We start from the raw sequence: 19,765 nt of genomic DNA, 5'->3' as shown, positions 1-19,765 counted from the left end.
TCTCACTGCCCGCGATGCCCTGCCCCGTCTGGCCTGCGGGCATGCCGGCCCGGCCCGCGCGCTCAGCGTGTGTGGTGCGCGATCCAGGCCAGGAAACTGTCGACAAATCCCTGCAGGAACTTGCGGCTGTCGGCATCGGCAATCTGGCCGTCGGCGCCGAACAGGCCATCCTTGTACTGCAGATAGATCTCCGGCTGGCCGAGCACGTGCATGTCCAGGTAGGCCAGCACGCCACGCAGATGCTGCTGCGCCAGGGCGGTGCCGATGGCGCCGACCGAGATCCCGGCGATGGCGGCCGGCTTGCCGGCGAAGGCGCTGTCGCCATATGGCCGCGAGGCGGTGTCGATGGCGTTCTTGAGCACGCCGGGGATCGAGCGGTTGTATTCCGGGGTCACGAACAGCACCGCATCGGCGGCGCGTAGTTGCTGCTTGAGGCGGGTGCCTTCGGCCGGGTAATCGCTGTCGCGATCCTGGTTGTACAGCGGCAGGTCGCCGATCTCCAGGAACTCGAACGTGGCCTTGTCGCCGGCCAGCTGCGCCAGCGCCTGGGCCAGCTGACGGTTGTAGGACTGCGCGCGCAGGCTGCCGACCAATACCGCAATGGTGTACTTGCTCATGGGGAACGCTCCGTGGGAACCAGCGCCCCACTGTAGGCAGCGTGGCGCGCACACCCGGTGAAGCGCCGCCCAGCCCTACGACCGCACGATGGCAGCCCGCTGCGCGCGCCAGTGGTCCTGCCAGGCCTGGAACATCAGCACCGTCCACAGGTGGGTGTGCCACTTGCGCTCGCCGCCATTGAAGTCGCGCCACAGCCCGGCCACGGTATCGGCGGCGAACACGCCTTCGCGCTGCAGCGTGCCGTGTGCCAGCAGATCGTCGGCCCAGCCGTGCAGGTCGCCGCGCAGCCACGCACTCACCGGCGCACCAAAGCCACGCTTACCGCGGTAGACCATCGGCTCGGGCAGATAGCGGCACAACACGCGCTTGAGCAGGTATTTACTGACCCCGTCGCGGTACTTGAGCGCCAGCGGCAGCGACCAGGCGAACTCGGCCACGCGCCAGTCCAGCAGCGGCGCGCGCGCCTCCAGCCCCACCGCCATGGTGGTGCGGTCGACCTTGCACAGCAGATCGTCCGGCAGATACGCAGCGAAGTCGGCCAGCATCATCGCGTCGGCCGGCGTGCCCGAGCCATGCAGCGGATCGGCCAGGCTGTAGAAACTGTCTGGCTCGGTCGCGCCCAGCACCACCGCCGCGGGGTCACGCCAGCGTGAGATGCGGTTGCGGTAGATGTCGCCGATGCCGCGCGCGCCCGCTTCGGCCACCAGTGCCGCCAGCCCGCCGGTGCGCGAGGCTTCGCCGCTCTTGCGCGCTGCCACCGCCATCAGCCGCCGCAGCGGCGCCGGTACCAGCCCGTGCATGCGCCAGTTACGCAGCGCGCGCTGGTAGCGCCCATACCCGAAGAACAGCTCGTCGCCGCCATCGCCGGACAGCGCCACGGTGACGCCACCGCGCGCCAGCCGCGCCACCAGCGCGGTGGGCACCTGCGAGGCGTCGGCGAACGGTTCGTCGAACATGTCCGGCAAGCTCGGCACCACCGCCAGCGCATCGGCGCCGCTGACATACAGCTCGGTGTGATCGGTGTGCAGGTGCGTGGCCACTTCGCGCGCCAGCGGCGCTTCGTCGTGGTGCGAGCCTTCGAAGCCGATGCTGAAGGTATGCACCGGTTGGTCGCTCTGCGCCTGCATCATCGCGGTGACGATCGACGAATCGGTGCCGCCGGACAGGAACACGCCCACCGGCACGTCGGCCACCATGCGCAGCGCCACCGCATCGCGCAGCACGCTATCGAGTTGCTCTTCGGCCTGGGCATCGGCGCCGGTGAATGGCGCGGCCAGCGCACGCTGCATGGCCTCGCGGGCATTCCAGAACGGTTGCTGGACCTGGTCGGGCCGGTGTGCGGCGGCGCCGGCGGCCACCGCTTGGGCGTCCAGCCGCAGCACCCGCCCAGGCATCAGCTTGAAGGTGCGCTCGTGGATGCAGGCCGGCGCCGGGATATAGCCCAGCCGCAACAGCAGGGTGAGCGCATCGCGGTCCACGCCGTTGTCGAAATCCGGGTGCTGCCACAGCGCCTTGAGCTCGGAGCCGAATACCAGCGTGTCGCCGGCCCAGCCGTAATACAGCGGCTTCTTGCCCACGCGGTCACGGGCCAGCGACAGGCAATGGTCGCGTTCGTCCCACAGCGCCAGCGCGAACATGCCGTTGCAGCGCGCCAGGGTGTCGTCCAGGCCCCACTCCACCACCGCGGCCAGCAGCACTTCGGTATCCGAATGCCCACGGAAGCGGTGCCCCAGTGCAGCCAGCGCCGCGCGCAACTGCGCGAAATTGTAGATCTCGCCGTTGTAGGCCAGCACGTAACGGCTGTCGGCCGAGCGCATCGGCTGATGGCCGAGCGGAGAAAGATCCAGAATGCTCAGGCGCTGATGCGCGAGCGCAACGCCGGCCTGCGCATCGCACCAGGTGCCGGCATCGTCAGGGCCACGGTGGCGCAAGGCGCCGCCCATCGGCCGCACCAATGCCTCCAGCTGCTCGCCGTGCATGCGCGGTGTTGCCAGCAACAGTCCTGCCAATCCACACATCGTCAGTGCTCCTGCCGGCCGCTCATGCGCTCACGGGCGCAGGCATCGCCACGAAGCCCGGCAGCGCGCGCACACGCTGCAACCAGCCGTCAATCGCCGGCCAACGCTCCAGATCGAAGCCGCCGTCTTCGGCGCAATGGGTATAGGCGAACAACGCGATGTCGGCGATGCCGTAGTCGGCGCCGGTGAACCAGGCGTGCTGGCGCAGGTGCTGTTCCATCACCCCCAGCGCCTGCTCGCCACGCGCGCGCAGCTGCGGCAGCTCGGCACGGCGCGCCGCATCGCGTGGCGTCCACAGGCTGATGAAACGCGCCACCGCAATGTATGGCTCATGGCTGTATTGCTCGAAGAACATCCAGCTCAAGGCCTGCGCGCGCTGCCACGCGTCGGTGGGCAGGTACGGCGTGCCTTCGGCCAGCCAGAACAGGATGGCGTTGGATTCGGTCAGCACGCGGCCGTCGTCGCGTTCCACCATCGGCACCTTGCCGTTGGGATTTTTGGCCAGGTACTCGGGCGTGCGGGTCTCGCCGGAAACGCTATCGACCTCGACCCAGTGGTAGCGGCTGCCGAGTTGCTCCAGCAGCAGACGCACCTTGTAGCAGTTGCCCGAGCTGGACATGCCATGCACGGTCAGGGGGGGACGCACGGTCGAGGTCACGCTGACTCCGCGGCAGCAACGAGGGGCTGGCAGTGTCACAGCCCTTCGCGGCTTTGCAAAGCCCTGCCGCGGGCGTGCACGCGGCCGGACGCATCTGCCAGTCATCCACCTGCCTACTGCCACCCGCAACGATGCAGATGGCCTGCAGCCGCCGCCCTGCCGTCATTGCGGCGCTGAATCAGCTGGATCCATCAAGACCTGCAGACCGCACGCCGATCAGCGCATCACCCATAACGCGAGCGGCACACCGATCACCGCGATCAGCATGCCCAGCAGCGACGCGGTCAACGCCAGCGCCCCGAACGCACGGGCGCGCCCGCAGTGCGCCGCGCCGGCCACAGCCTGCAGCGCGGCAATCGCCCACCACAGCGCGCCCAGCAGCAGCACGAACACGTACATCGCCAGTTGCGCCAGTTCCGCCCCGTTGCGCGCGCCGGTCCGCAGCAGCGTGACATCGCCAGCGAGCGCCACCAGCCCGGCCAGCAGACACACCAGCCACGGCAAGGCGCTGCCCAAGGCGGCCGGCAGCACGCGGCCCAGCGACGCGGTGCTGCCCATCCAGCGCAACACCGGCTTCAGCAACACGCCACCGAGCACGGCCAGCGCATAGACGCCGATGCCGCCTGCCATCCGCGCCCACAGTGGCCAGCTCTGCAACAGCATCCAGGCCATCAATGCCGCAGAGACCGCTGCGGTGATCCACGCGCTCCAGCGCATGCCTGGCTGCTGCGGCATGCGTTGCGCAACGGCATGCGGTTCGAACAGCATTCCGCCCAGCCCGCCGAGACGCCACCACACCACGCACCCCAACAGCAGCACGATCAACGCCCCCAGCGCAGCCATCGGCTGCAGCAGTGCGCGCCAGTTGGTCGGCGCGCGCGGCGCCGGCGTTGCCAGATCGTGGTTGAAATACAGCAGGTCGCGCGCACGCTCCATGTCGGCCGCCGCACGCTTGATGCCGTTCGGCGGAATGCGGTCGGACAACCGCTGCCACTCGCCGACGATCTCCAAGCGGCCATCGCGCATGGCCACGGTGCGCGAGAAGCGGAACCACGGGTTGGCCACCTCATCGCGCTGCGCCTTTACCGAGATTGCAGGCGTCACGTGCACACGCACGGTCTGGCGCGCCAGCCGCGGGCCTTCCAGGGCCAGCGGGCTTTTTCGCGCGGCGCTTGGCAGCGTGTCCATCCAGTCGCTGAGCTGAAACAGCGGGAAGCCGACCTCGTCGCCTTCGTCCTTGGCCCATTCAAGCCGGTAGGACTCGTGGGTGCGCGCCTGCGAGCGATCGTCCGGCTGGGTGAGCGTGGGCTCCTCCTGCTGGGTCAGCGCGGTGTAGTACTGCTGCATGTACTCCAGATAGCGTTCGCCCACCGCCTCGGCACCGTCGGCGTCGAACCGCGCCGCGACCGGATCGCCGTAGCCCTGGCGATACACCGTGGCCACGCTGAAGGTCGCCACGCGCGGCGAATCTTCCATAGCGATATGGATGTCTTCTTCCACCTCAACCTGCGGCACCGTCGGCCGCGGCGCGGGCACCGCGACCAGCTCGGTCTGCCCGGCAAGCACCGGCAAGCCGCGCACGAACGGCAGTGGGCGGCGCTGCGCCAGTGGACCTTGCTCGCGGTCGCGGGTGGCATCCACCCATACCTCGCCCTGCGGCAGATGCGCGCGCACCACCACATGATCGAAGGCATACGGGCTTGGCAGGCGGTTTTCCAGACCATGGCCGCGCTCGCTGTGCACCAGCACCGGCTCGGCACGGATGCCGGCCAGCTGCAGCAGCGCGATCAGCAGCGTGGCCTTGTCCTTGCAGTCGCCGTAGCGGTTACGCAGCGTCACCTCCGGCGCATGCGGGGCGTGCGAGTTCTCGCCCATGTCCAGGCCCACATAGCGGATCTCGCCCTGCACGAAGGCCACTGCGCGCAGCAGCGCGCCCTGAGGATCGGTGTTGCGCAGCTGCAGGCTCTGCACCATGCCGGCGGCCACCTGCGCATCCTTGAACGCGTGCGGGTACAGCTGCAGCGCCCATGCCGCCACCGCGCCCCAGCTGCCGGCGGTCGACACTTCGATCACGCCATAGGGGTCGACATCGTCGGGAGCATCTTTCTCCGGCTGCACCGCGGCAATGTTGCTCGCGGCAATCTCCAGCGTGGTCACCCCGTCGGCACTGCTGACATGCCGGCTGAAGCCCGGCGCGGCGATCTTCCATTGCAAGGACAGCGTGGAGGGATAGCGCACCCGCACCCGGCGCTCGCCCAAGGGCACGCCGTAGCGCGCATCGAAGACGTCGTAATAGCCCTGGCCAAACACCGGGTTACTGCCGGTGAGGGTCACGCCGTAGTCGACACGGTCACCCACGCGCAGGTCCGGCACGGTGATCGACAGCGTCACTGCGCCATCGATCAGCCCTTCCTCCAAGCCGCTCTCGCGGCGCAGCCGCGCATAATGCGCCTGCGTGCGCATGTCGATCCGGCGACCGTCGCGCCAGACCTCCAGGCTGTTGAGCACCAGCTGCTGGTACTGCGGCTGGTAGTCGATCGAGATCTGCCCGGCCTCCTCCAGGTCTTTTTCGCGCCGCACGCTGTAGCTCAGCCGCCGGTACGCCTGCGGCGCGCGGCCGGTCAGATCGACCTGGTCGGACACCAGCTCGTAGCGCAAGCCGCTGGTGCCAGCCACCTTGTCCGGCACGGCGTCGGCCACCACCCACGCCGGCGCGGGCGCCATGCGCGGCGCATCACTGGCCTGCGCGGCCGGCACCGTCAGCACCGCAACGACGGCCAGGCACACCCACACTCCCCACCACACGCCACGCAGGCGCTGCATCACATCCTTGCCGATCAAGCACCCACTCCTCGTCAGAACGCATTGAGCCCGGTCAGGGCCCGTCCTACCACCAGTTGATGCACGGTTTCGGTGCCCTCGTAGGTGATCACCGATTCCAGATTCAGCGCATGCCGGATCGCCACGTGCTCGGTGGTGATCCCCGCCGCCCCAAGCAGGTCGCGGCACTCGCGCGCCACATCCAGTGCCATGCGGCAATTATTCCACTTCGCCAGCGAGATCTGTTCCGGGCGCAGCGTGCCGGCCTCCTTCAGCCGCCCTAGTTGCAGCGCCAGCAGCTGCGCGGTGGCGATCCGGCGCGCCATGTCGGCCAGCTTGATCTGCGCGCTTTGCGTGGCCGCCAGGGGCCGCCCGAACAGAATGCGTTCGCCGCTGTAAGCCAGCGCCTCGCGCAGGCAGGCGACCGCCGCCCCGATGGCGCCCCAGGCGATGCCGAAGCGCGCCTGGCTCAGGCAGCCCAGCGGCGCCTTCAATCCCAGTGCATCCGGCAAGCGTTGCTGCTCGGGTACGAAGACATCGTCCAGGAACACCGCCGAGGTGACCGAGGCGCGCAGGCTCATCTTGTGGCCGATGTCCTGCGCACGGAAGCCCTCGCTGCGCGTGTCCACCAGAAAGCCGCGCACGCCGTCGTCGGTATGCGCCCAGATGATTGCCATATCCGCGATGCTGCCGTTGGTGATCCACATCTTGGCGCCACGGAGCCGCCAACCGTCACCGTCGCGCACCGCGCGCGTGGTCATCGCCGCCGGGTCCGAGCCGCCTTGCGCCTCGCTCAAGCCGAAACAGCCGATCACCCGGCCGGCGGCCATCTCCGGCAGCCACTGGCGCCGTTGTGCCTCGCTGCCAAAGGCATGGATGGGATACATGCACAGCGACGATTGCACGCTGACAAAGCTGCGCAGGCCGCTGTCGCCCCGCTCCAGCTCCTGGCAGATCAGCCCGTACGCCACCGCGCCCAGGCCGGCGCCGCCCTCGCTCATCGGCAGGCTGGCGCCCAGTAAGCCCAGCGCTGCCAGCTCGGGCACCAGCTCACGCGGGAAGCGCGCGGCGTCGAAGGCCTCGCCGATGCCGGGCAGCACCCGCGCATCGGTGAAACGTGCCACCGCATCCTGCACCGCGCGTTCGTCATCGCTCAGCTGCGCACGCACGTCGAATAGGTCATCAGGCCGTACCGGCATTGCGCGCCTCCAGGTGGGATGCGGCGATTATCTGCCAGTTGCGCCGTCCAAAGGCGGCCATCCACAGGCGAGCGCTGTGTGCGGGCAGCGCCGCGGCGTCCGCACAAACGAGAAGAGCCGGCAATGCCGGCTCTTCTCTCTACTGCGCACCCAACTGCTGGTGCGCGTTGGCGCTTACTGGCGGGTGCTGCTGCTCGGGCGGTCCACGGCCGACGCGGTCTGCGTCACCAGCTGACCATCCACCACCGGCAGGCGCTCGCTGGCCGGCTTGTCGTTCATGCGCACGGTCTTCTCGAAACCGTCATAGCGGTAGGTCACGTCGTAGCCCACCACGTTGTCGGCATCGCCCAGCGAAATGCGCTCGCCCGGCTTGCTGTCCATGCGCATGGTGGCGGTGGTGCCATCCTGATTGCGGTAGGTCACGTCATAGCCGACCACGCGCGAGGACTGCGAGTTGGCATTTTCGGTATGGCACTGACGCTCGGTGCGGTCGACCACACGGCCACCCACGTGATTGCGATCGACGCGGTTGCCGACCATGCCGCCGCCCACGGCACCGGCCACGGTGGCGAGCTTGCGGCCGTTGCCGCCACCCACCTGGTTACCCAGCAGACCGCCGATCACGGCACCGGCTACCGTGCCGCCGACGTTACCGTCACGCTCGGGCAGCCGCTCCTGCACCACCACGTCGCGGCAGACTTCGCGCGGCGAGGAGCTGGTGGTGGTTTCGCGAATGGCGTTGCTGTTGATGACCTGCGCGTACTGCGGCTCGCGCTCGGTAATCGGCGCAACCTTCACCACATCGGCATATTCCAGGCCGCGCGGTGCGGGCTCGCCGTTGGCGACGAAATCACCCGAGGACGGGCGGTTATTCATGAAGGCAGCCGTGGCCACGCCTCCGACCAGCAACGCTCCAGCAGCGACCAGTATAGTTGTCGTATTGCTCTTCATGACCAGCTCCGTGCGGACACGCCGCGTTGTTGACGGCGTGATTCCAGCACGGGAACCCTGAACAAAAACGCCCTCGCTCATGAATGCCGCAGTTAAGTTCAGCTAGCGGTTACTTCATGCATCGCTAACAGCAGGAGCCTGCGCATGCGTAATCCACTGACTTCAAGCGCCCTGGACTGGGCCAGCAAGCTGCGATATCCCACTTTGTTCAAGCTGGCGGCCGCCCTGTTCCTGGTGGACCTGGTGGTGCCTGATCCCATTCCGTTCCTGGACGAACTGCTGTTCGGCCTGAGCACGTTGTTGCTAGCCAACTGGAAGACGCGCAAGGCGCCACTGCCTGCACCGGTGCGGCGCGACTGATGCCCTTGATCGACAGCCACTGCCATCTGGACGCAAGCGAGTTCGACACCGACCGCGCCGCGGTGATCGCGCGGGCACAGGCCGCCGGTGTCACGCAGCAGGTGGTGCCGGCGATCACCGCCGCGAGCTGGCCGGGCCTGCGTGAAGTCTGCGCGCTGGCACCGGGCCTGCATCCCGCGTACGGGCTGCACCCGATCTTTCTGGACCAGCATCGTCCTGAACATCTGGAATTGCTGGCCGAGTGGATTGCGCGCGAGCGCCCGTGCGCCATCGGCGAATGCGGCCTGGATTTCTTTCTAGATGGCCTGGATGCGCAGACCCAGCGGCACTACTTCGATGGCCAGCTACAGCTCGCCAAGCGCTTCGATCTGCCGCTGATCGTGCATGCGCGCCGCGCCGTCGAGGAGGTCATTGCGCGCATCAAGGCGGTGGGCGGCATCCGCGGCGTGGTGCACAGCTTTGCCGGCAGCCCGGAGCAGGCGCAGCAATTGTGGAAGCTGGATTTCATGATCGGCCTTGGCGGGCCGGTCACCTATCCGCGCGCCAATCGCCTGCGCGGCTTGGCCGCGCAGATGCCGCTACAGCATCTGCTGCTGGAAACCGATGCGCCCGATCAGCCGGACGCCGAGATTCGCGGGCAACGCAACGAACCGGCGCGCCTGCGCACCGTGCTGGACTGCATTGCGCAGCTGCGCGGCGAGCCGGCCGAAGCGATCGCGACGCAGACCAGCGCCAATGCGCGGCGGCTGTTTGGCTTGCCCGCTTGACGACGCGCAGTAGCACGCCATCACTTGCGGACAAGCGGCCAGACGCTACGACGCCGCCGCATCCGCTGCGGCAGGCAACGCTGTCGCGCTCTTGGGCTTGAGCAACATCTCCAGCGCTTTACCGACCGCGACGAAGGCGAACGTGCCGGTGATGTGGGTGGCCGCGCCCAGCCCGGCACCGCAGTCCAGCTTGAGCGCGGCATCGGCGCCCAGTTGCGGACGAATGCCACAGACGCTGCCATCGGCTTGCGGGTACTTCACGTTCTCCAGCGAATACACCGCCGGCACGCCGAAGTAGCGCTTGGCGCTTTTCGGGAAGTTGAAGTCGCTGCGCAGCTTCTTGCGGATCAGTGCCAGCATCGCGTCGTGCTCGGTGCGCGAGACATCGCGTACACGCACCAGGGTCGGGTCGGTACGCCCGCCCGCAGCGCCCACGGTCAGCAGCGGCAGCTTGCGACGCCGGCACCAGGCGATGGTTTCGACTTTCACGCGAAAACTGTCGCAGGCATCGATCACCAGATCGAAGCCCTCGCCCAGCAGGCTCTCGATATTGCCGGCGGTGAGAAATGATTCCACCGCATCGGCCTCGATCTCCGGATTGATTGCCACGCAGCGCTCGGCCATTGCGCGCGCCTTGTTGCGCCCGTACTGGCCGGCCAGCGCCGGGAGCTGCCGGTTGGTGTTGGACACGCATAGATCGTCGGCATCGATCAGCCGCAGATGGCCCACGCCGGTGCGGGCCAGCGCCTCCACCACCCACGAGCCCACCCCGCCCATGCCCACCACCGCGACTCGGCACTCGGCCAGCCGCTCCACCGTGCCAACTCCGTACAGCCGGTCGATACCGGCAAAGCGTTCACGCCATTGTGCTTTCATCGGCCTATTTTACGCGCCCCATCCAAGGCGCGCTCACCTGGAGCAGCCATGTCCGCACCGCCTCCTGCGCAATCCCATGCGACACGCTATGTGTTCGTTCTCGTGCTGGGCGTGCTGATCGGCCTGGTCTGCACGGTGATGGTGGCGCGCACGCTGCAGGCACGGCGCGACCCGGTGCCGGACAGCCTGATGCAGGTCATGGAGCATCAACTGCGCGCCCTGCCCGGCCCATCCAGCGGCAGCTGTGAACCACCCAGACAACACGCGCGGCTGCAGACGCTGCAGCTGCTGGCCACTGACCTGGAGCCTGTGTTCGGCGACCTGGGCGAGGACCGACGTTTTGCCGAACACGCGCAGGCACTGCGCGCTGCGATCGCTGCGCCGCTGCACGCGCCAAACCTTGATTGCGCTGTGCTGGCACAGGCGCGAACGCAGATTTCCGAGGCCTGTGAGGCCTGCCACCGTGACTTTCGATGAAGGCCTCGCTCGGGTTTCGTTAAGCCTGGAGTGATCCAGTTGGCAGGCCGTTCACCTGGACCATCACAGGATGACGTCGCCGCGGCCCCGACCGCCTACCGAATCCCTGGAGAGACCTCATGAAGACCCGACTGCTCGTCATTGGCCTGGCCGCCACCGCAACCCTGGTCGGCTGTGCCACCTCCCAGCCCCAGTACGGCAGCTATCGCGGCGACCGCGGCTACGACCAGGGCGGCTACTCGCAGCAGAACCGCTGCGTGGATTGCGGCATCGTCACCCGCATCGATGAGGTTGGCCCCACCCGCAGCGCTCCGACCGGCACCGGCGCGGTACTCGGCGGCATTGTCGGCGCGGTCGCTGGCCGTCAGATCTCCAAGGAGACCGGTGGCAGCAAGGGCAACAAGAACGTGTCTGCCGTTGCCGGTGCCGCTGCGGGCGCCCTGGCGGGCAACGCGATCCAGAACAACGTCACCAGCGAGAGCTACGACGTGCAGGTGCGCATGGACGATGGCCGCGTGATCATGGTCAACCAGCGCGACCTGGCCGGCGTGCGCGAAAACGCCTATGTGCGCGTGGTCAACGGCAAGGTCGTGCTGCGCTGAGCGCACGCCGCTTGAGGCCGTAGTGAGCAGAAAGGCCCGGCAACGGGCCTTTCTGCCGTCTGCGCAATGCCTGTGCTCAGACCACCTGCACCGCGTCGGCCTGCAGGCCCTTCTGGCCTTGCACGACGGTGAAGCTGACCTTCTGGCCTTCCTTGAGGCTCTTGAAGCCCTGGATCTGGATCGCGCGGAAATGCACGAACACATCCTCGCCATTTTCGCGGCTGATGAAGCCGAAGCCCTTGGCATCGTTGAACCACTTCACGACACCATTTTCGCGTTCGATGTTGGACATCTCGACTGACTCCCTACGACACTGTGTATGGAATTGGCGGCGGTGGCTGGTTGCAAGGAGGAAGCGAGGTACAAGGATGTAGCGGATCGGTCGATCTACCGCATCAGGCCACGATTCACTGTGACCCCGGCAAACAGCTGCGGCTGCAACTTAACCCGCACAAAACGAAATTTCAAGCACCCCTTGCGCATTTTTGTCAACCCTGAAATAGGACATTTCTAGACCATCATGGACACCACCGTCGTCTACTACATTCTGGCCGGCGTGCTGGTCCTGGTCGGGCTTGCCGGGGTGATCCTGCCGGCCTTGCCCGGGTTGCCGCTGGTGTTTGCCGGCCTGTTGCTGGCGGCCTGGGCGGACGGCTTCGCGCATGTGGGATGGGTCGCGCTGGTGGTGCTGGGCGTCATGACGGCGCTGTCCTTCCTGATCGACTTTCTGGCCACGGTGTACGGCGCGCAGCGAGTCGGCGCCAGCAAGCTGGCGCTGTGGGGCTCGGTGATCGGCGCCATTGCCGGAATTTTCTTCATGCCGATCGGGCTGTTCGTGGGCCCCTTCGCCGGCGCGTGGATCGGCGAATACTGGCAGACCCGCAAAACCGGTCAGGCCACCAGGGTGGGGATCGGCACCTGGCTGGGCATCGTGTTCGGCACTGCCACCAAGCTGGCGCTGGGCATGTGCATGCTGGGCGTGTTCGCGATCGCCTGGTTTTTCTGAGGCGACAACAACTGCGGACCGGCGACGGCGCGCGCACCATTGGCCCCGCGGCGGCCGCAGTCGCGTCCGACTTGTTATGCCGCCGTGTACACATGGCTTATGCAGACGCGACCGTTATCCTGCGTCCTTCTGCGCCTGTGTGGCGCCTCCACCTCGGCCAGCACCCATGTCCAAGCACCGTACCCGTCCCCTAATGCTGATCGCCCTGGCCGCCGCGCCGTTGGCGCATGGGCAGGAAATCGCTCCGCAGCCGGCATCGCCGCAGGCCTGTACCTCCGTGACTTCGGATGCCGCGCGCCTGGCGTGCTACGACCAGGCGCTGGGATATACCCCGCAGGCCGTGCAGGAGGCAGATGCTGCCGCGCAGTTGGCCAAGCAGGCCGCCAAATCGGAAGACACCCGCAAGATCAGCCGCGTGGGCGATTTCTTCCGCGCCGACGGCCAGGACCAGCCGAAGGAAGAAGCGGTCGCCAATGCCGGCCGCGGCTCGCTGCTGGACCGCCGCTGGGAGCTGGCCAAGGATTCCAAGCTGGGCACCTTCCAGCTGCGCGGCTACAAGCCGGTCTACCTGTTGCCGGCATTCTGGACCAGCGACACCAACCGCACGCCGCAATCGCCGAACCCGGCCAACTCGGTCAGCACGCCGCAGCAACTGGACAGCGCCGAGTTGAAGTTCCAGCTGAGCTTCAAGACCAAGGTGGTTGAAGATCTGTTCGGCGACAATGGCGACATCTGGATGGGCTATACCCAGAGCTCGCGCTGGCAGGCCTATAACTCCGATGCCTCGCGCCCGTTCCGCGAGACCAATTACGAGCCGGAAGCGATGCTGGTGTTTCGCAACAACTACAGCATCTTCGGCTGGAAAGGCCGCATGAGCGGCATCAGCATCAATCACATGTCCAACGGCCGCGAAGACCCGCTGTCGCGTTCCTGGAACCGGGTGATCCTCAACATCGGCCTGGATCGCGAAAACTGGGCGCTGACCTTGCGCCCGTGGTTCCGTATCAAGGAAGACCGTGCCGACGACAATAATCCGGACATCGAGGATTACATGGGCCGCGGCGACGCCACCCTGGTCTATAACAAGGATGGCCACGAATTCGCCTTGATTGCCCGGCATTCGCTGCGTGGCGGCGACCGCTCGCACGGCTCGGTGCAACTGGATTACGGCTTCCCGATCACCAACCTGTTGCGCGGCCACGTGCAGGTGTTCGACGGCTATGGCGAGAGCCTGATCGACTACAACCACAAGGCCACCTATGTGGGCGTGGGCGTGTCGTTGCTGGAATGGTTCTGATGCGTCGGCCGCATGGGTGCACGCAGGCCCGTCAACGCCGGCGGTAAATCCTGGAGGCCGATGTTGTCGCAGCAGCGACGGCACAATCAGTTGCCATGAAAAAAGCCGGCATCGCTGCCGGCTTTTTCAATTCAGATGTTTCAGCGCAGCAGCAGGAGCAGAAAACGCCGCACACCTGCGTGTTGCCACCGCCTCAGACGTCGAAGAAATCGACCTTGCCGTCCTTGAGCGTGTAGTAGGCGCCAACCACACGGCAGCTACCGCCACGCAGCGGTTCAAGAAGTGCCGGCTCGGACGCACCACGCAGGCGGTCCACGGTGCGCTTGACGTTTGCCTTCACCGATGCCGCCAGCAGGTCTTCACCGCCCTTGCTCTTTGCCGTCAGCACGGCCGGGACGATGGGTTCGATCATCGCGCCGATCGCGCCGGGGAAGAACGCGTTCTGCTCGACTACTGACACCGCCGCCGCCACCGCGCCGCAGCTTTCATGCCCCATCACCACCACCAATGGCACGCCGAGCTGGCTCACTGCGTATTCGATCGAGCCCAGCGCGGTGGTGTCTACCGTGTTGCCGGCATTGCGCACGATGAACATCTCGCCCAGGCCGCGGCCGAACAGCAGCTCCGGCGGCACGCGCGAATCCGAACACGACACCAGGATCACGAACGGGGTCTGCCCAAGCGCAAGCTCCAGGCGGCGCTTGCCGTCGGAGATCACCTTCTTGGGGCGGTTCTCGACGAACGCCTTGTTGCCGTCACGCAGCACCTGCAGCGCCTGTTCGGCGGTGAGCTGGGCGCGGCGCGCAGCGAGAACGGCAACGAGGCAGCGGCGGCAGCCACCGGTGCGCAACATGCGCATTGCAACAGTTTGCGACGCGATACGGACTGCAACATGGTAGAGCCCCTGTTCTCTGTGTGTCTCGCGATCGTACACCTGGGCAGGCATAACCCAGCGGACTCAACTGTAACTATCGACACACCGCTTCGCCTACGCGTCGCGGTTCAGGTCCAGTCGGTCAGGCCCTCACGCCGGTAGGTCTCCTGGAAGGCGGGCCGCGCCTTCATCCGCTGGGCATGCGCGTGCAAGGCGGGCCAGGTATCCGTGGGTTTGGGCATATTGCGCGACCAGCGCATCAGCATGGTCAGCAGGAAGTCGGCTGCCGACAGCGTGTCGCCCAGCAGATACGGGCCGTGCGCCTGCAGGTGCGCGTCCACCTGCGCCCAGGCCGCCTCCAGTTTCTGCCGGGCCTGCGCTTGCGCAGCGTCGACCTGCTCAGCGCCGGCCGGCTCGTCCGGGTAGAACCAGGCGCGATACGCCGGCTGCAAGGTGTTGGCGCAGAAGAACATCCACTGGTAGTACGCCGCGCGTGCCGGTGTTCCCGGCGGCGGTGCCAAGCCCGCCTGCGGGTACAGGTCGGCCAGATGCAGCACGATGGCCGCCGCTTCGGTCAGCACCTGCCCCTCCAGCACCAGGGTCGGCACCACGCCTGCCGGGTTGAGTGCGAGATATGCGGGGGATTTCTGCTCGCGCCGGTCGAAGTCCAGTGGATGCAGCACGTGCGGCACCTGCAGTTCGATCAACATCCAGTGCACGACCAGGGCGGCGGTGCTGGGGGCGTGGTACAGCGTCGTGGTCATGCAGGCTCCCTCATTAGGTGGGACAGAATTAGTTGGTACAGGAACGCAAGCAGGCAAGCTTGTGCGGTTCACAGCGATTGGCATCGCTTTGCTGGGTGCAATCGAACACCTGCGCCATGCAATTGGCGCGCTGCGCCGGATTCTGGGTTGCGTCGCAGCTCTTTCCGCGTGGTGCAACCGCCATGCGGCAACTGCTCTCGCTTGGCCGGTCGGCGTTGCACTGCGCGGCGCTGCGGTTGCACTGCGCGATGCAGCGCTCCATCACCGAGGGGCCGTCGAAGCGCGTCGCGGTGTCGCTGGGCTTGAGCGGCTTTTTCTCGGCAAACGGCACCGGTGCGGTGGGCTGCGGCGCGTAGTTGCCGGAAGGAAACAGCACGGTGGGCTGGGTCTTTTGCTGCGCTGCCAGCGGCAGGCTGGCGCACACCAAGACGGCAAGGCAGATGAGGCGGAGCATTCCTGTTCTCCTGAGAGTGCCGGCATGGACACCCCGAGCATAGCCCGTTCCTGTTGGGCCGTCCTGCCACGTAAGACACGCATGCAGGCATCTTTTCCAGCGCACAAACACCGCGTGCGAATGACAGATATACGCGGTGCCCAAACTGAAAACGGCGACGCAGTGGGTGTGCGTCGCCGTTCCAGGTTTGCTTATTCCACCACTACCGGAATCTTGCCGATGCGCGACTGCCATAGCCGCGGGCCGGTCTTGTGCACCGATTCGCCGGTGGAATCCACCGCCACCGTCACCGGCATGTCCTTGACCTCGAATTCGTAGATCGCCTCCATGCCGAGGTCTTCGAAGGCCAGCACGCGTGCGGCCTTGATCGCCTTGGACACCAGGTACGCCGAGCCGCCGACCGCCATCAGGTACACGGCCTTGTTGTCGCGGATGGCATCGATCGCCGCATCGCCACGCTCGGACTTGCCGACCATGCCCAGCAGCCCGGTTTGTTCGAGCATCTGGCGGGTGAACTTGTCCATGCGCGTGGCGGTGGTCGGGCCGGCCGGGCCCACGACTTCGTCGCGCACCGGGTCGACCGGGCCAACGTAATAGATGAAGCGATTGGTAAAATCGACCGGCAAGGTTTCGCCGCGGTTGAGCATGTCGATCATGCGCTTGTGCGCGGCATCGCGGCCGGTGAGCAGCTTGCCGTTGAGCAGCACCACTTCGCCCGGCTTGAAGCTGGCCACTTCTTCGCGGGTGATGGTGTCCAGGTTGACCCGGCGCGCGTTGGTCGGGTTGTAGGTCAGCTTGGGCCAGTCTTCCAGCGACGGCGGATCCAGCATCACCGGGCCGCTGCCGTCCAGGGTGAAGTGCGCATGGCGGGTGGCCGCGCAGTTCGGGATCAGCGCCACCGGCAGGTTGGCGGCGTGGGTCGGGTAGTCCTTGACCTTGATGTCGAGCACCGTGGTCAGGCCGCCCAGCCCCTGGGCACCGATGCCCAGCGCGTTGACCTTTTCGTACAGCTCCAAGCGCAATTCTTCGGCGCGATTGGAGGCGCCACGGGCCTGCAGATCGACGATGTCGATCGGCTCCATCAGCGCTTCCTTGGCCAGCAACATGGCCTTTTCGGCGGTACCGCCAATGCCGATGCCGAGCATGCCCGGCGGGCACCAGCCGGCGCCCATGGTCGGCACGGTCTTGAGCACCCAATCGACGATGGAATCGGAGGGATTGAGCATGGCGAACTTGCTCTTGGCCTCCGAGCCGCCGCCCTTGGCCGCCACGATCACCTCAAGATGGTCGCCCGGCACGATCTTGGTGTTGACCACCGCCGGGGTGTTGTCCTTCGTGTTGGCGCGCTTGCCGGCCGGGTCGGCCAGCACGCTGGCGCGCAGCTTGTTGTCCGGGTGGTTGTAGGCGCGGCGCACGCCCTCGTTGACCATGTCTTCCACGCCCATCGTGGCGTCGTCCCAGCGCACGTTCATGCCGATTTCCAGGAACACAGTGACGATGCCGGTGTCCTGGCAGATCGGGCGGTGGCCTTCGGCGCACATGCGCGAGTTGATCAGGATCTGCGCAATCGCGTCCTTGGCGGCCGGCGACTCTTCGCGCTCGTAGGCGGCGGACAGATTCTTGATGTAGTCGACCGGGTGGTAGTAGCTGATGTACTGCAGCGCATCGGCGACGGACTGGATGAGGTCTTCCTGCTTGATCGAGGTCACGGCTGGCTCTACGGCTGGCGGGGGCAATCCGGGCATTTTAGTCCAAACCGCCGGCCAGGCCGGCGCAGCCAGAAGAAGGCAGCGTTGCACGCGGCGATCGCGCCGCGCGTGGACGTGTGGGCGCTCGCGGCGCCGCACCTGATCGACGGCGCGGGCAGGCAACGTACGGCCACGCTGCTCCGCTGTGGCGCCCAACACCCGCAGCGCACGCGGCCCCCGGCACACTATGCCCATGTCAGCATCCCGACCCGGCGCCAGCGCGCCCGCCCCCCGTACCGGCCCCACCCTGCGCGAGCGCTTCGATGCGCTGCGCAACCTGCCGCCCTTCCTGCGCCAGATCTGGCAGACCAGCCGCTGGTTGAGCGCCAGCAGCATCGGCCTGCGCGTGCTGCGCGCGCTGATGCCGATCGCCACGTTGTACATCGGCAAGCTGATCATCGACGAGGCGATCCACCTGGTGGGCCAACCGCCGGCATTCGATTCGTTGACCCAGGCATTGGCCAGCGGCCGGCTCAACCGGCTGCTGGAGTTGCTGGCGCTGGAACTGGCGCTGGCGATCGGCTCTGACCTGCTCGGCCGCCTGGTCGGCTACGCCGATGCCTTGCTGTCGGAGTTGTTCAACAACGCAGCCAGCGTGCGGCTGATGGAACACGCCGCGCAGCTGGATCTGGAGGATTTCGAAGACCCCGACCGGCAGGACAAGCTGGATCGTGCGCGCCGCCAGACCATGAACCGCATGAACCTGATGAGCCAGTTGTTCGGCCAGGTGCAGGATGCGATCACCGTGGCCAGCCTGGCGGTTGGCCTGCTGGTGTATGCGCCCTGGTTGATCGTGCTGCTGGCCATTGCGTTGATTCCGGCCTTCATCGGCGAGGCGCATTTCAATGCGCTGGGCTATTCGCTCAACTTCCAGTGGACCCCGGAGCGCCGCCAGCTCGACTACCTGCGCCAGGTCGGTGCCAGCGTCGAAACCGCCAAGGAAGTGAAGATCCTCAACCTGCACCGGTTTCTGATTACGCGCTACCGCCGGCTGGCCGACAAGTTCTTCCAGGCCAACCGCGCGCTGGCGCGCAAGCGCGCGCTGTGGGGCGCGCTGCTGGCGGCGCTGGGCACGCTGGGCTATTACGCGGCCTATGGCTACATCGCCTGGCGCACGGTGCGCGGCGACTTCAGCATCGGCGATCTGACCTTTCTGGCCGGCAGCTTCCTGCGCCTGCGCCAGTTACTGGAGGGCCTGTTGATCGGGTTTTCGCAGGTCGCCGGGCAAGCCTTGTATCTGGACGATCTGTATTCGTTCTTCAACATCGTGCCGGAGATCCGCTCGCGCCCGAACGCGCTGCCGGTGCCGCGGCCGATCCGCCAGGGCTTCGTGTTCGAGGACGTGGGCTTCCGGTACCCGGAGGCCGAACACTGGACGATGCGACATCTGAATTTCGAGCTGCGCGCCGGCGAAGTGCTGGCACTGGTCGGCGAAAACGGCGCTGGCAAAACCACCTTGGTGAAACTGCTGGCGCGGCTGTACGACCCGGACGAAGGCCGCATCCTGCTCGACGGCCGCGACCTGCGCGATTACGACCTGGACGATGTGCGCGCCAATCTGGGCGTGATCTTCCAAGATTTCGTGCGCTACCACCTGAGCATCGGCGAGAACATCGGCGTGGGCCAGGTGGATGCGATGGACGACACCGATCGCATCCGCACCGCCGCGCAACGCGCGATGGCCACCGAGCTGATCGACAGCCTGCCCGATGGCTATAACCAGCTGGTGGGGCGGCGCTTCAAGAACAGCGTGGACCTGTCGGGCGGGCAGTGGCAGAAGATCGCCATCGCGCGCGCCTACATGCGCGATGCGCAGCTGATGATCCTGGACGAGCCCACCGCCGCACTGGATGCGCGCAGCGAGTTCGAGGTGTTCCAGCGTTTCAAGGAATTGTCCGACAACCGCACCGCGGTGCTGATCTCGCACCGTTTTTCCAGCGTGCGCATGGCCGACCGCATCCTGGTACTGGCCGATGGACGCATCGAAGCAAGCGGGACCCACGCCGAACTGATGGCACAAGGCGGCCGCTATGCGGAGCTGTTCGAGCTGCAGGCGGCGGGGTATCGGTGATTTTGGGGATTGGGCATTCGGGATTGGGGATTGGCTCGAGCTGCTAGCCCTTTCGCGAGCCCCATCCCTTCCAGGTTCCCAGGGATCCGCTTTTGCGAATCCCGAATCCCAACTCCCGAATCCCGGATAGTCAAATGAGAGTTCATCTCATTTGGCCGGCTTGAGGTAGAATTGGCGGGCACTCTTCACTACGACACTAAACGGC

18 protein-coding genes and 1 pseudogene are annotated in these 19,765 nt (G+C 66.6%); 7 read left to right on the top strand and 12 right to left on the bottom strand.

Going from position 1 to position 19,765, the window contains the following annotated elements; genetic code table 11:
- Positions 1 to 62: 62 nt before the first annotated feature.
- From ACCQ01_RS07895 to ACCQ01_RS07870, 6 genes are all read right to left on the bottom strand, one after another.
- A complete protein-coding gene (locus ACCQ01_RS07895; protein ID WP_011036623.1) occupies positions 63 to 617 on the bottom strand; it encodes an NADPH-dependent FMN reductase in 555 nt (184 codons plus the stop codon).
- A gap of 75 nt (positions 618 to 692) precedes the next feature.
- Positions 693 to 2,636, bottom strand: a complete 1,944-nt coding sequence (gene asnB, locus ACCQ01_RS07890; RefSeq protein ID WP_228432555.1) for an asparagine synthase (glutamine-hydrolyzing) — start codon at positions 2,634 to 2,636, stop codon at positions 693 to 695.
- Between the two features lie 22 nt (positions 2,637 to 2,658).
- Entirely contained in the window at positions 2,659 to 3,255 is a 597-nt protein-coding gene (locus ACCQ01_RS07885; RefSeq protein ID WP_372358893.1) for a glutathione S-transferase family protein, read from the bottom strand.
- Between the two features lie 255 nt (positions 3,256 to 3,510).
- Positions 3,511 to 6,057 (bottom strand): DUF3857 domain-containing protein, encoded by a 2,547-nt coding sequence (locus ACCQ01_RS07880; protein WP_228432665.1) that lies wholly within the window; start codon positions 6,055 to 6,057, stop codon positions 3,511 to 3,513.
- A gap of 92 nt (positions 6,058 to 6,149) precedes the next feature.
- Positions 6,150 to 7,313 (bottom strand): acyl-CoA dehydrogenase family protein, encoded by a 1,164-nt coding sequence (locus tag ACCQ01_RS07875; protein WP_228432556.1) that lies wholly within the window; start codon positions 7,311 to 7,313, stop codon positions 6,150 to 6,152.
- A 174-nt stretch (positions 7,314 to 7,487) separates the two neighbouring features.
- Complete coding sequence (locus ACCQ01_RS07870) at positions 7,488 to 8,264, bottom strand: glycine zipper 2TM domain-containing protein (RefSeq protein WP_011036618.1); 777 nt, start codon at positions 8,262 to 8,264, stop codon at positions 7,488 to 7,490.
- 144 nt (positions 8,265 to 8,408) lie between these two features.
- On the opposite strand from ACCQ01_RS07870, the gene ACCQ01_RS07865 reads away from it, so the two are divergent.
- Both ACCQ01_RS07865 and ACCQ01_RS07860 read left to right on the top strand, forming a co-directional pair.
- A complete protein-coding gene (locus ACCQ01_RS07865; protein ID WP_228432557.1) occupies positions 8,409 to 8,624 on the top strand; it encodes a DUF6116 family protein in 216 nt (71 codons plus the stop codon).
- The gene (locus ACCQ01_RS07860) at positions 8,624 to 9,391 is read left to right on the top strand and encodes a TatD family hydrolase (RefSeq protein ID WP_228432558.1); all 768 of its coding nucleotides are present in this window, start codon (positions 8,624 to 8,626) and stop codon (positions 9,389 to 9,391) included. The genes ACCQ01_RS07865 and ACCQ01_RS07860 overlap by 1 nt, the downstream gene beginning before the upstream one ends.
- Positions 9,392 to 9,436: 45 nt before the next feature.
- Here the strand turns inward: ACCQ01_RS07860 and ACCQ01_RS07855 are convergent, their stop codons facing one another.
- Entirely contained in the window at positions 9,437 to 10,267 is an 831-nt protein-coding gene (locus ACCQ01_RS07855) for a tRNA threonylcarbamoyladenosine dehydratase (protein ID WP_225041485.1), read from the bottom strand.
- 48 nt (positions 10,268 to 10,315) lie between these two features.
- Between ACCQ01_RS07855 and ACCQ01_RS07850 the strand changes: the two genes are divergently transcribed.
- Both ACCQ01_RS07850 and ACCQ01_RS07845 read left to right on the top strand, forming a co-directional pair.
- Positions 10,316 to 10,744 (top strand): hypothetical protein, encoded by a 429-nt coding sequence (locus ACCQ01_RS07850; protein ID WP_228432559.1) that lies wholly within the window; start codon positions 10,316 to 10,318, stop codon positions 10,742 to 10,744.
- Positions 10,745 to 10,863: 119 nt separating this feature from the next.
- A complete protein-coding gene (locus ACCQ01_RS07845; protein WP_011036613.1) occupies positions 10,864 to 11,346 on the top strand; it encodes a glycine zipper 2TM domain-containing protein in 483 nt (160 codons plus the stop codon).
- A gap of 76 nt (positions 11,347 to 11,422) precedes the next feature.
- Here the strand turns inward: ACCQ01_RS07845 and ACCQ01_RS07840 are convergent, their stop codons facing one another.
- Positions 11,423 to 11,638, bottom strand: a complete 216-nt coding sequence (locus ACCQ01_RS07840) for a cold-shock protein (protein WP_003483561.1) — start codon at positions 11,636 to 11,638, stop codon at positions 11,423 to 11,425.
- A gap of 228 nt (positions 11,639 to 11,866) precedes the next feature.
- On the opposite strand from ACCQ01_RS07840, the gene ACCQ01_RS07835 reads away from it, so the two are divergent.
- Together ACCQ01_RS07835 and ACCQ01_RS07830 are read left to right on the top strand one after the other, a co-directional pair.
- Positions 11,867 to 12,352 carry a DUF456 domain-containing protein gene (locus tag ACCQ01_RS07835; protein ID WP_012438781.1) on the top strand — a complete coding sequence of 162 codons (486 nt, stop codon included), beginning with the start codon at positions 11,867 to 11,869 and terminating at the stop codon, positions 12,350 to 12,352.
- Between the two features lie 166 nt (positions 12,353 to 12,518).
- Complete coding sequence (locus ACCQ01_RS07830; protein ID WP_040941535.1) at positions 12,519 to 13,649, top strand: phospholipase A; 1,131 nt, start codon at positions 12,519 to 12,521, stop codon at positions 13,647 to 13,649.
- A 193-nt stretch (positions 13,650 to 13,842) separates the two neighbouring features.
- Here the strand turns inward: ACCQ01_RS07830 and ACCQ01_RS07825 are convergent.
- The 4 genes and pseudogenes from ACCQ01_RS07825 to ACCQ01_RS07810 all read right to left on the bottom strand — a co-directional run bounded on the left by ACCQ01_RS07825 (position 13,843) and on the right by ACCQ01_RS07810 (position 17,450).
- Positions 13,843 to 14,468: pseudogene (locus ACCQ01_RS07825) on the bottom strand (carbonic anhydrase).
- Between the two features lie 183 nt (positions 14,469 to 14,651).
- Positions 14,652 to 15,287: a glutathione S-transferase family protein gene (locus ACCQ01_RS07820; protein ID WP_115530110.1), complete on the bottom strand. Its 636-nt coding sequence runs from the start codon at positions 15,285 to 15,287 to the stop codon at positions 14,652 to 14,654.
- Between the two features lie 28 nt (positions 15,288 to 15,315).
- A complete protein-coding gene (locus ACCQ01_RS07815) occupies positions 15,316 to 15,741 on the bottom strand; it encodes a hypothetical protein (RefSeq protein ID WP_012438785.1) in 426 nt (141 codons plus the stop codon).
- Between the two features lie 191 nt (positions 15,742 to 15,932).
- Positions 15,933 to 17,450 carry a fumarate hydratase gene (locus tag ACCQ01_RS07810; RefSeq protein WP_014507279.1) on the bottom strand — a complete coding sequence of 506 codons (1,518 nt, stop codon included), beginning with the start codon at positions 17,448 to 17,450 and terminating at the stop codon, positions 15,933 to 15,935.
- A gap of 232 nt (positions 17,451 to 17,682) precedes the next feature.
- Here ACCQ01_RS07810 and ACCQ01_RS07805 point away from each other — a divergent pair, with 232 nt between their 5' ends.
- Positions 17,683 to 19,560 (top strand): ABC transporter ATP-binding protein, encoded by a 1,878-nt coding sequence (locus tag ACCQ01_RS07805; RefSeq protein WP_057672901.1) that lies wholly within the window; start codon positions 17,683 to 17,685, stop codon positions 19,558 to 19,560.
- Positions 19,561 to 19,765 lie beyond the last annotated feature (205 nt).

The organism is Xanthomonas sp. NCPPB 4037 (genome assembly GCF_041475695.2).
Lineage (GTDB): Bacteria > Pseudomonadota > Gammaproteobacteria > Xanthomonadales > Xanthomonadaceae > Xanthomonas > Xanthomonas campestris.
This window is presented reverse-complemented; position numbering and strand designations above follow the sequence as displayed.

What these genes read in the sequence shown, in the direction of transcription:
- ACCQ01_RS07895 (WP_011036623.1), bottom strand. Translation starts at nt 617, where the DNA reads ATGAGCAAGTACACCATTGCGGTATTGGTCGGCAGCCTGCGCGCGCAG.
- asnB (WP_228432555.1), bottom strand. Translation starts at nt 2,636, where the DNA reads ATGTGTGGATTGGCAGGACTGTTGCTGGCAACACCGCGCATGCACGGC.
- ACCQ01_RS07885 (WP_372358893.1), bottom strand. Translation starts at nt 3,255, where the DNA reads ATGTCCAGCTCGGGCAACTGCTACAAGGTGCGTCTGCTGCTGGAGCAA.
- ACCQ01_RS07875 (WP_228432556.1), bottom strand. Translation starts at nt 7,313, where the DNA reads ATGCCGGTACGGCCTGATGACCTATTCGACGTGCGTGCGCAGCTGAGC.
- ACCQ01_RS07870 (WP_011036618.1), bottom strand. Translation starts at nt 8,264, where the DNA reads ATGAAGAGCAATACGACAACTATACTGGTCGCTGCTGGAGCGTTGCTG.
- ACCQ01_RS07865 (WP_228432557.1), top strand. Translation starts at nt 8,409, where the DNA reads ATGCGTAATCCACTGACTTCAAGCGCCCTGGACTGGGCCAGCAAGCTG.
- ACCQ01_RS07860 (WP_228432558.1), top strand. Translation starts at nt 8,624, where the DNA reads ATGCCCTTGATCGACAGCCACTGCCATCTGGACGCAAGCGAGTTCGAC.
- ACCQ01_RS07855 (WP_225041485.1), bottom strand. Translation starts at nt 10,267, where the DNA reads ATGAAAGCACAATGGCGTGAACGCTTTGCCGGTATCGACCGGCTGTAC.
- ACCQ01_RS07850 (WP_228432559.1), top strand. Translation starts at nt 10,316, where the DNA reads ATGTCCGCACCGCCTCCTGCGCAATCCCATGCGACACGCTATGTGTTC.
- ACCQ01_RS07845 (WP_011036613.1), top strand. Translation starts at nt 10,864, where the DNA reads ATGAAGACCCGACTGCTCGTCATTGGCCTGGCCGCCACCGCAACCCTG.
- ACCQ01_RS07840 (WP_003483561.1), bottom strand. Translation starts at nt 11,638, where the DNA reads ATGTCCAACATCGAACGCGAAAATGGTGTCGTGAAGTGGTTCAACGAT.
- ACCQ01_RS07835 (WP_012438781.1), top strand. Translation starts at nt 11,867, where the DNA reads ATGGACACCACCGTCGTCTACTACATTCTGGCCGGCGTGCTGGTCCTG.
- ACCQ01_RS07830 (WP_040941535.1), top strand. Translation starts at nt 12,519, where the DNA reads ATGTCCAAGCACCGTACCCGTCCCCTAATGCTGATCGCCCTGGCCGCC.
- ACCQ01_RS07820 (WP_115530110.1), bottom strand. Translation starts at nt 15,287, where the DNA reads ATGACCACGACGCTGTACCACGCCCCCAGCACCGCCGCCCTGGTCGTG.
- ACCQ01_RS07815 (WP_012438785.1), bottom strand. Translation starts at nt 15,741, where the DNA reads ATGCTCCGCCTCATCTGCCTTGCCGTCTTGGTGTGCGCCAGCCTGCCG.
- ACCQ01_RS07805 (WP_057672901.1), top strand. Translation starts at nt 17,683, where the DNA reads ATGTCAGCATCCCGACCCGGCGCCAGCGCGCCCGCCCCCCGTACCGGC.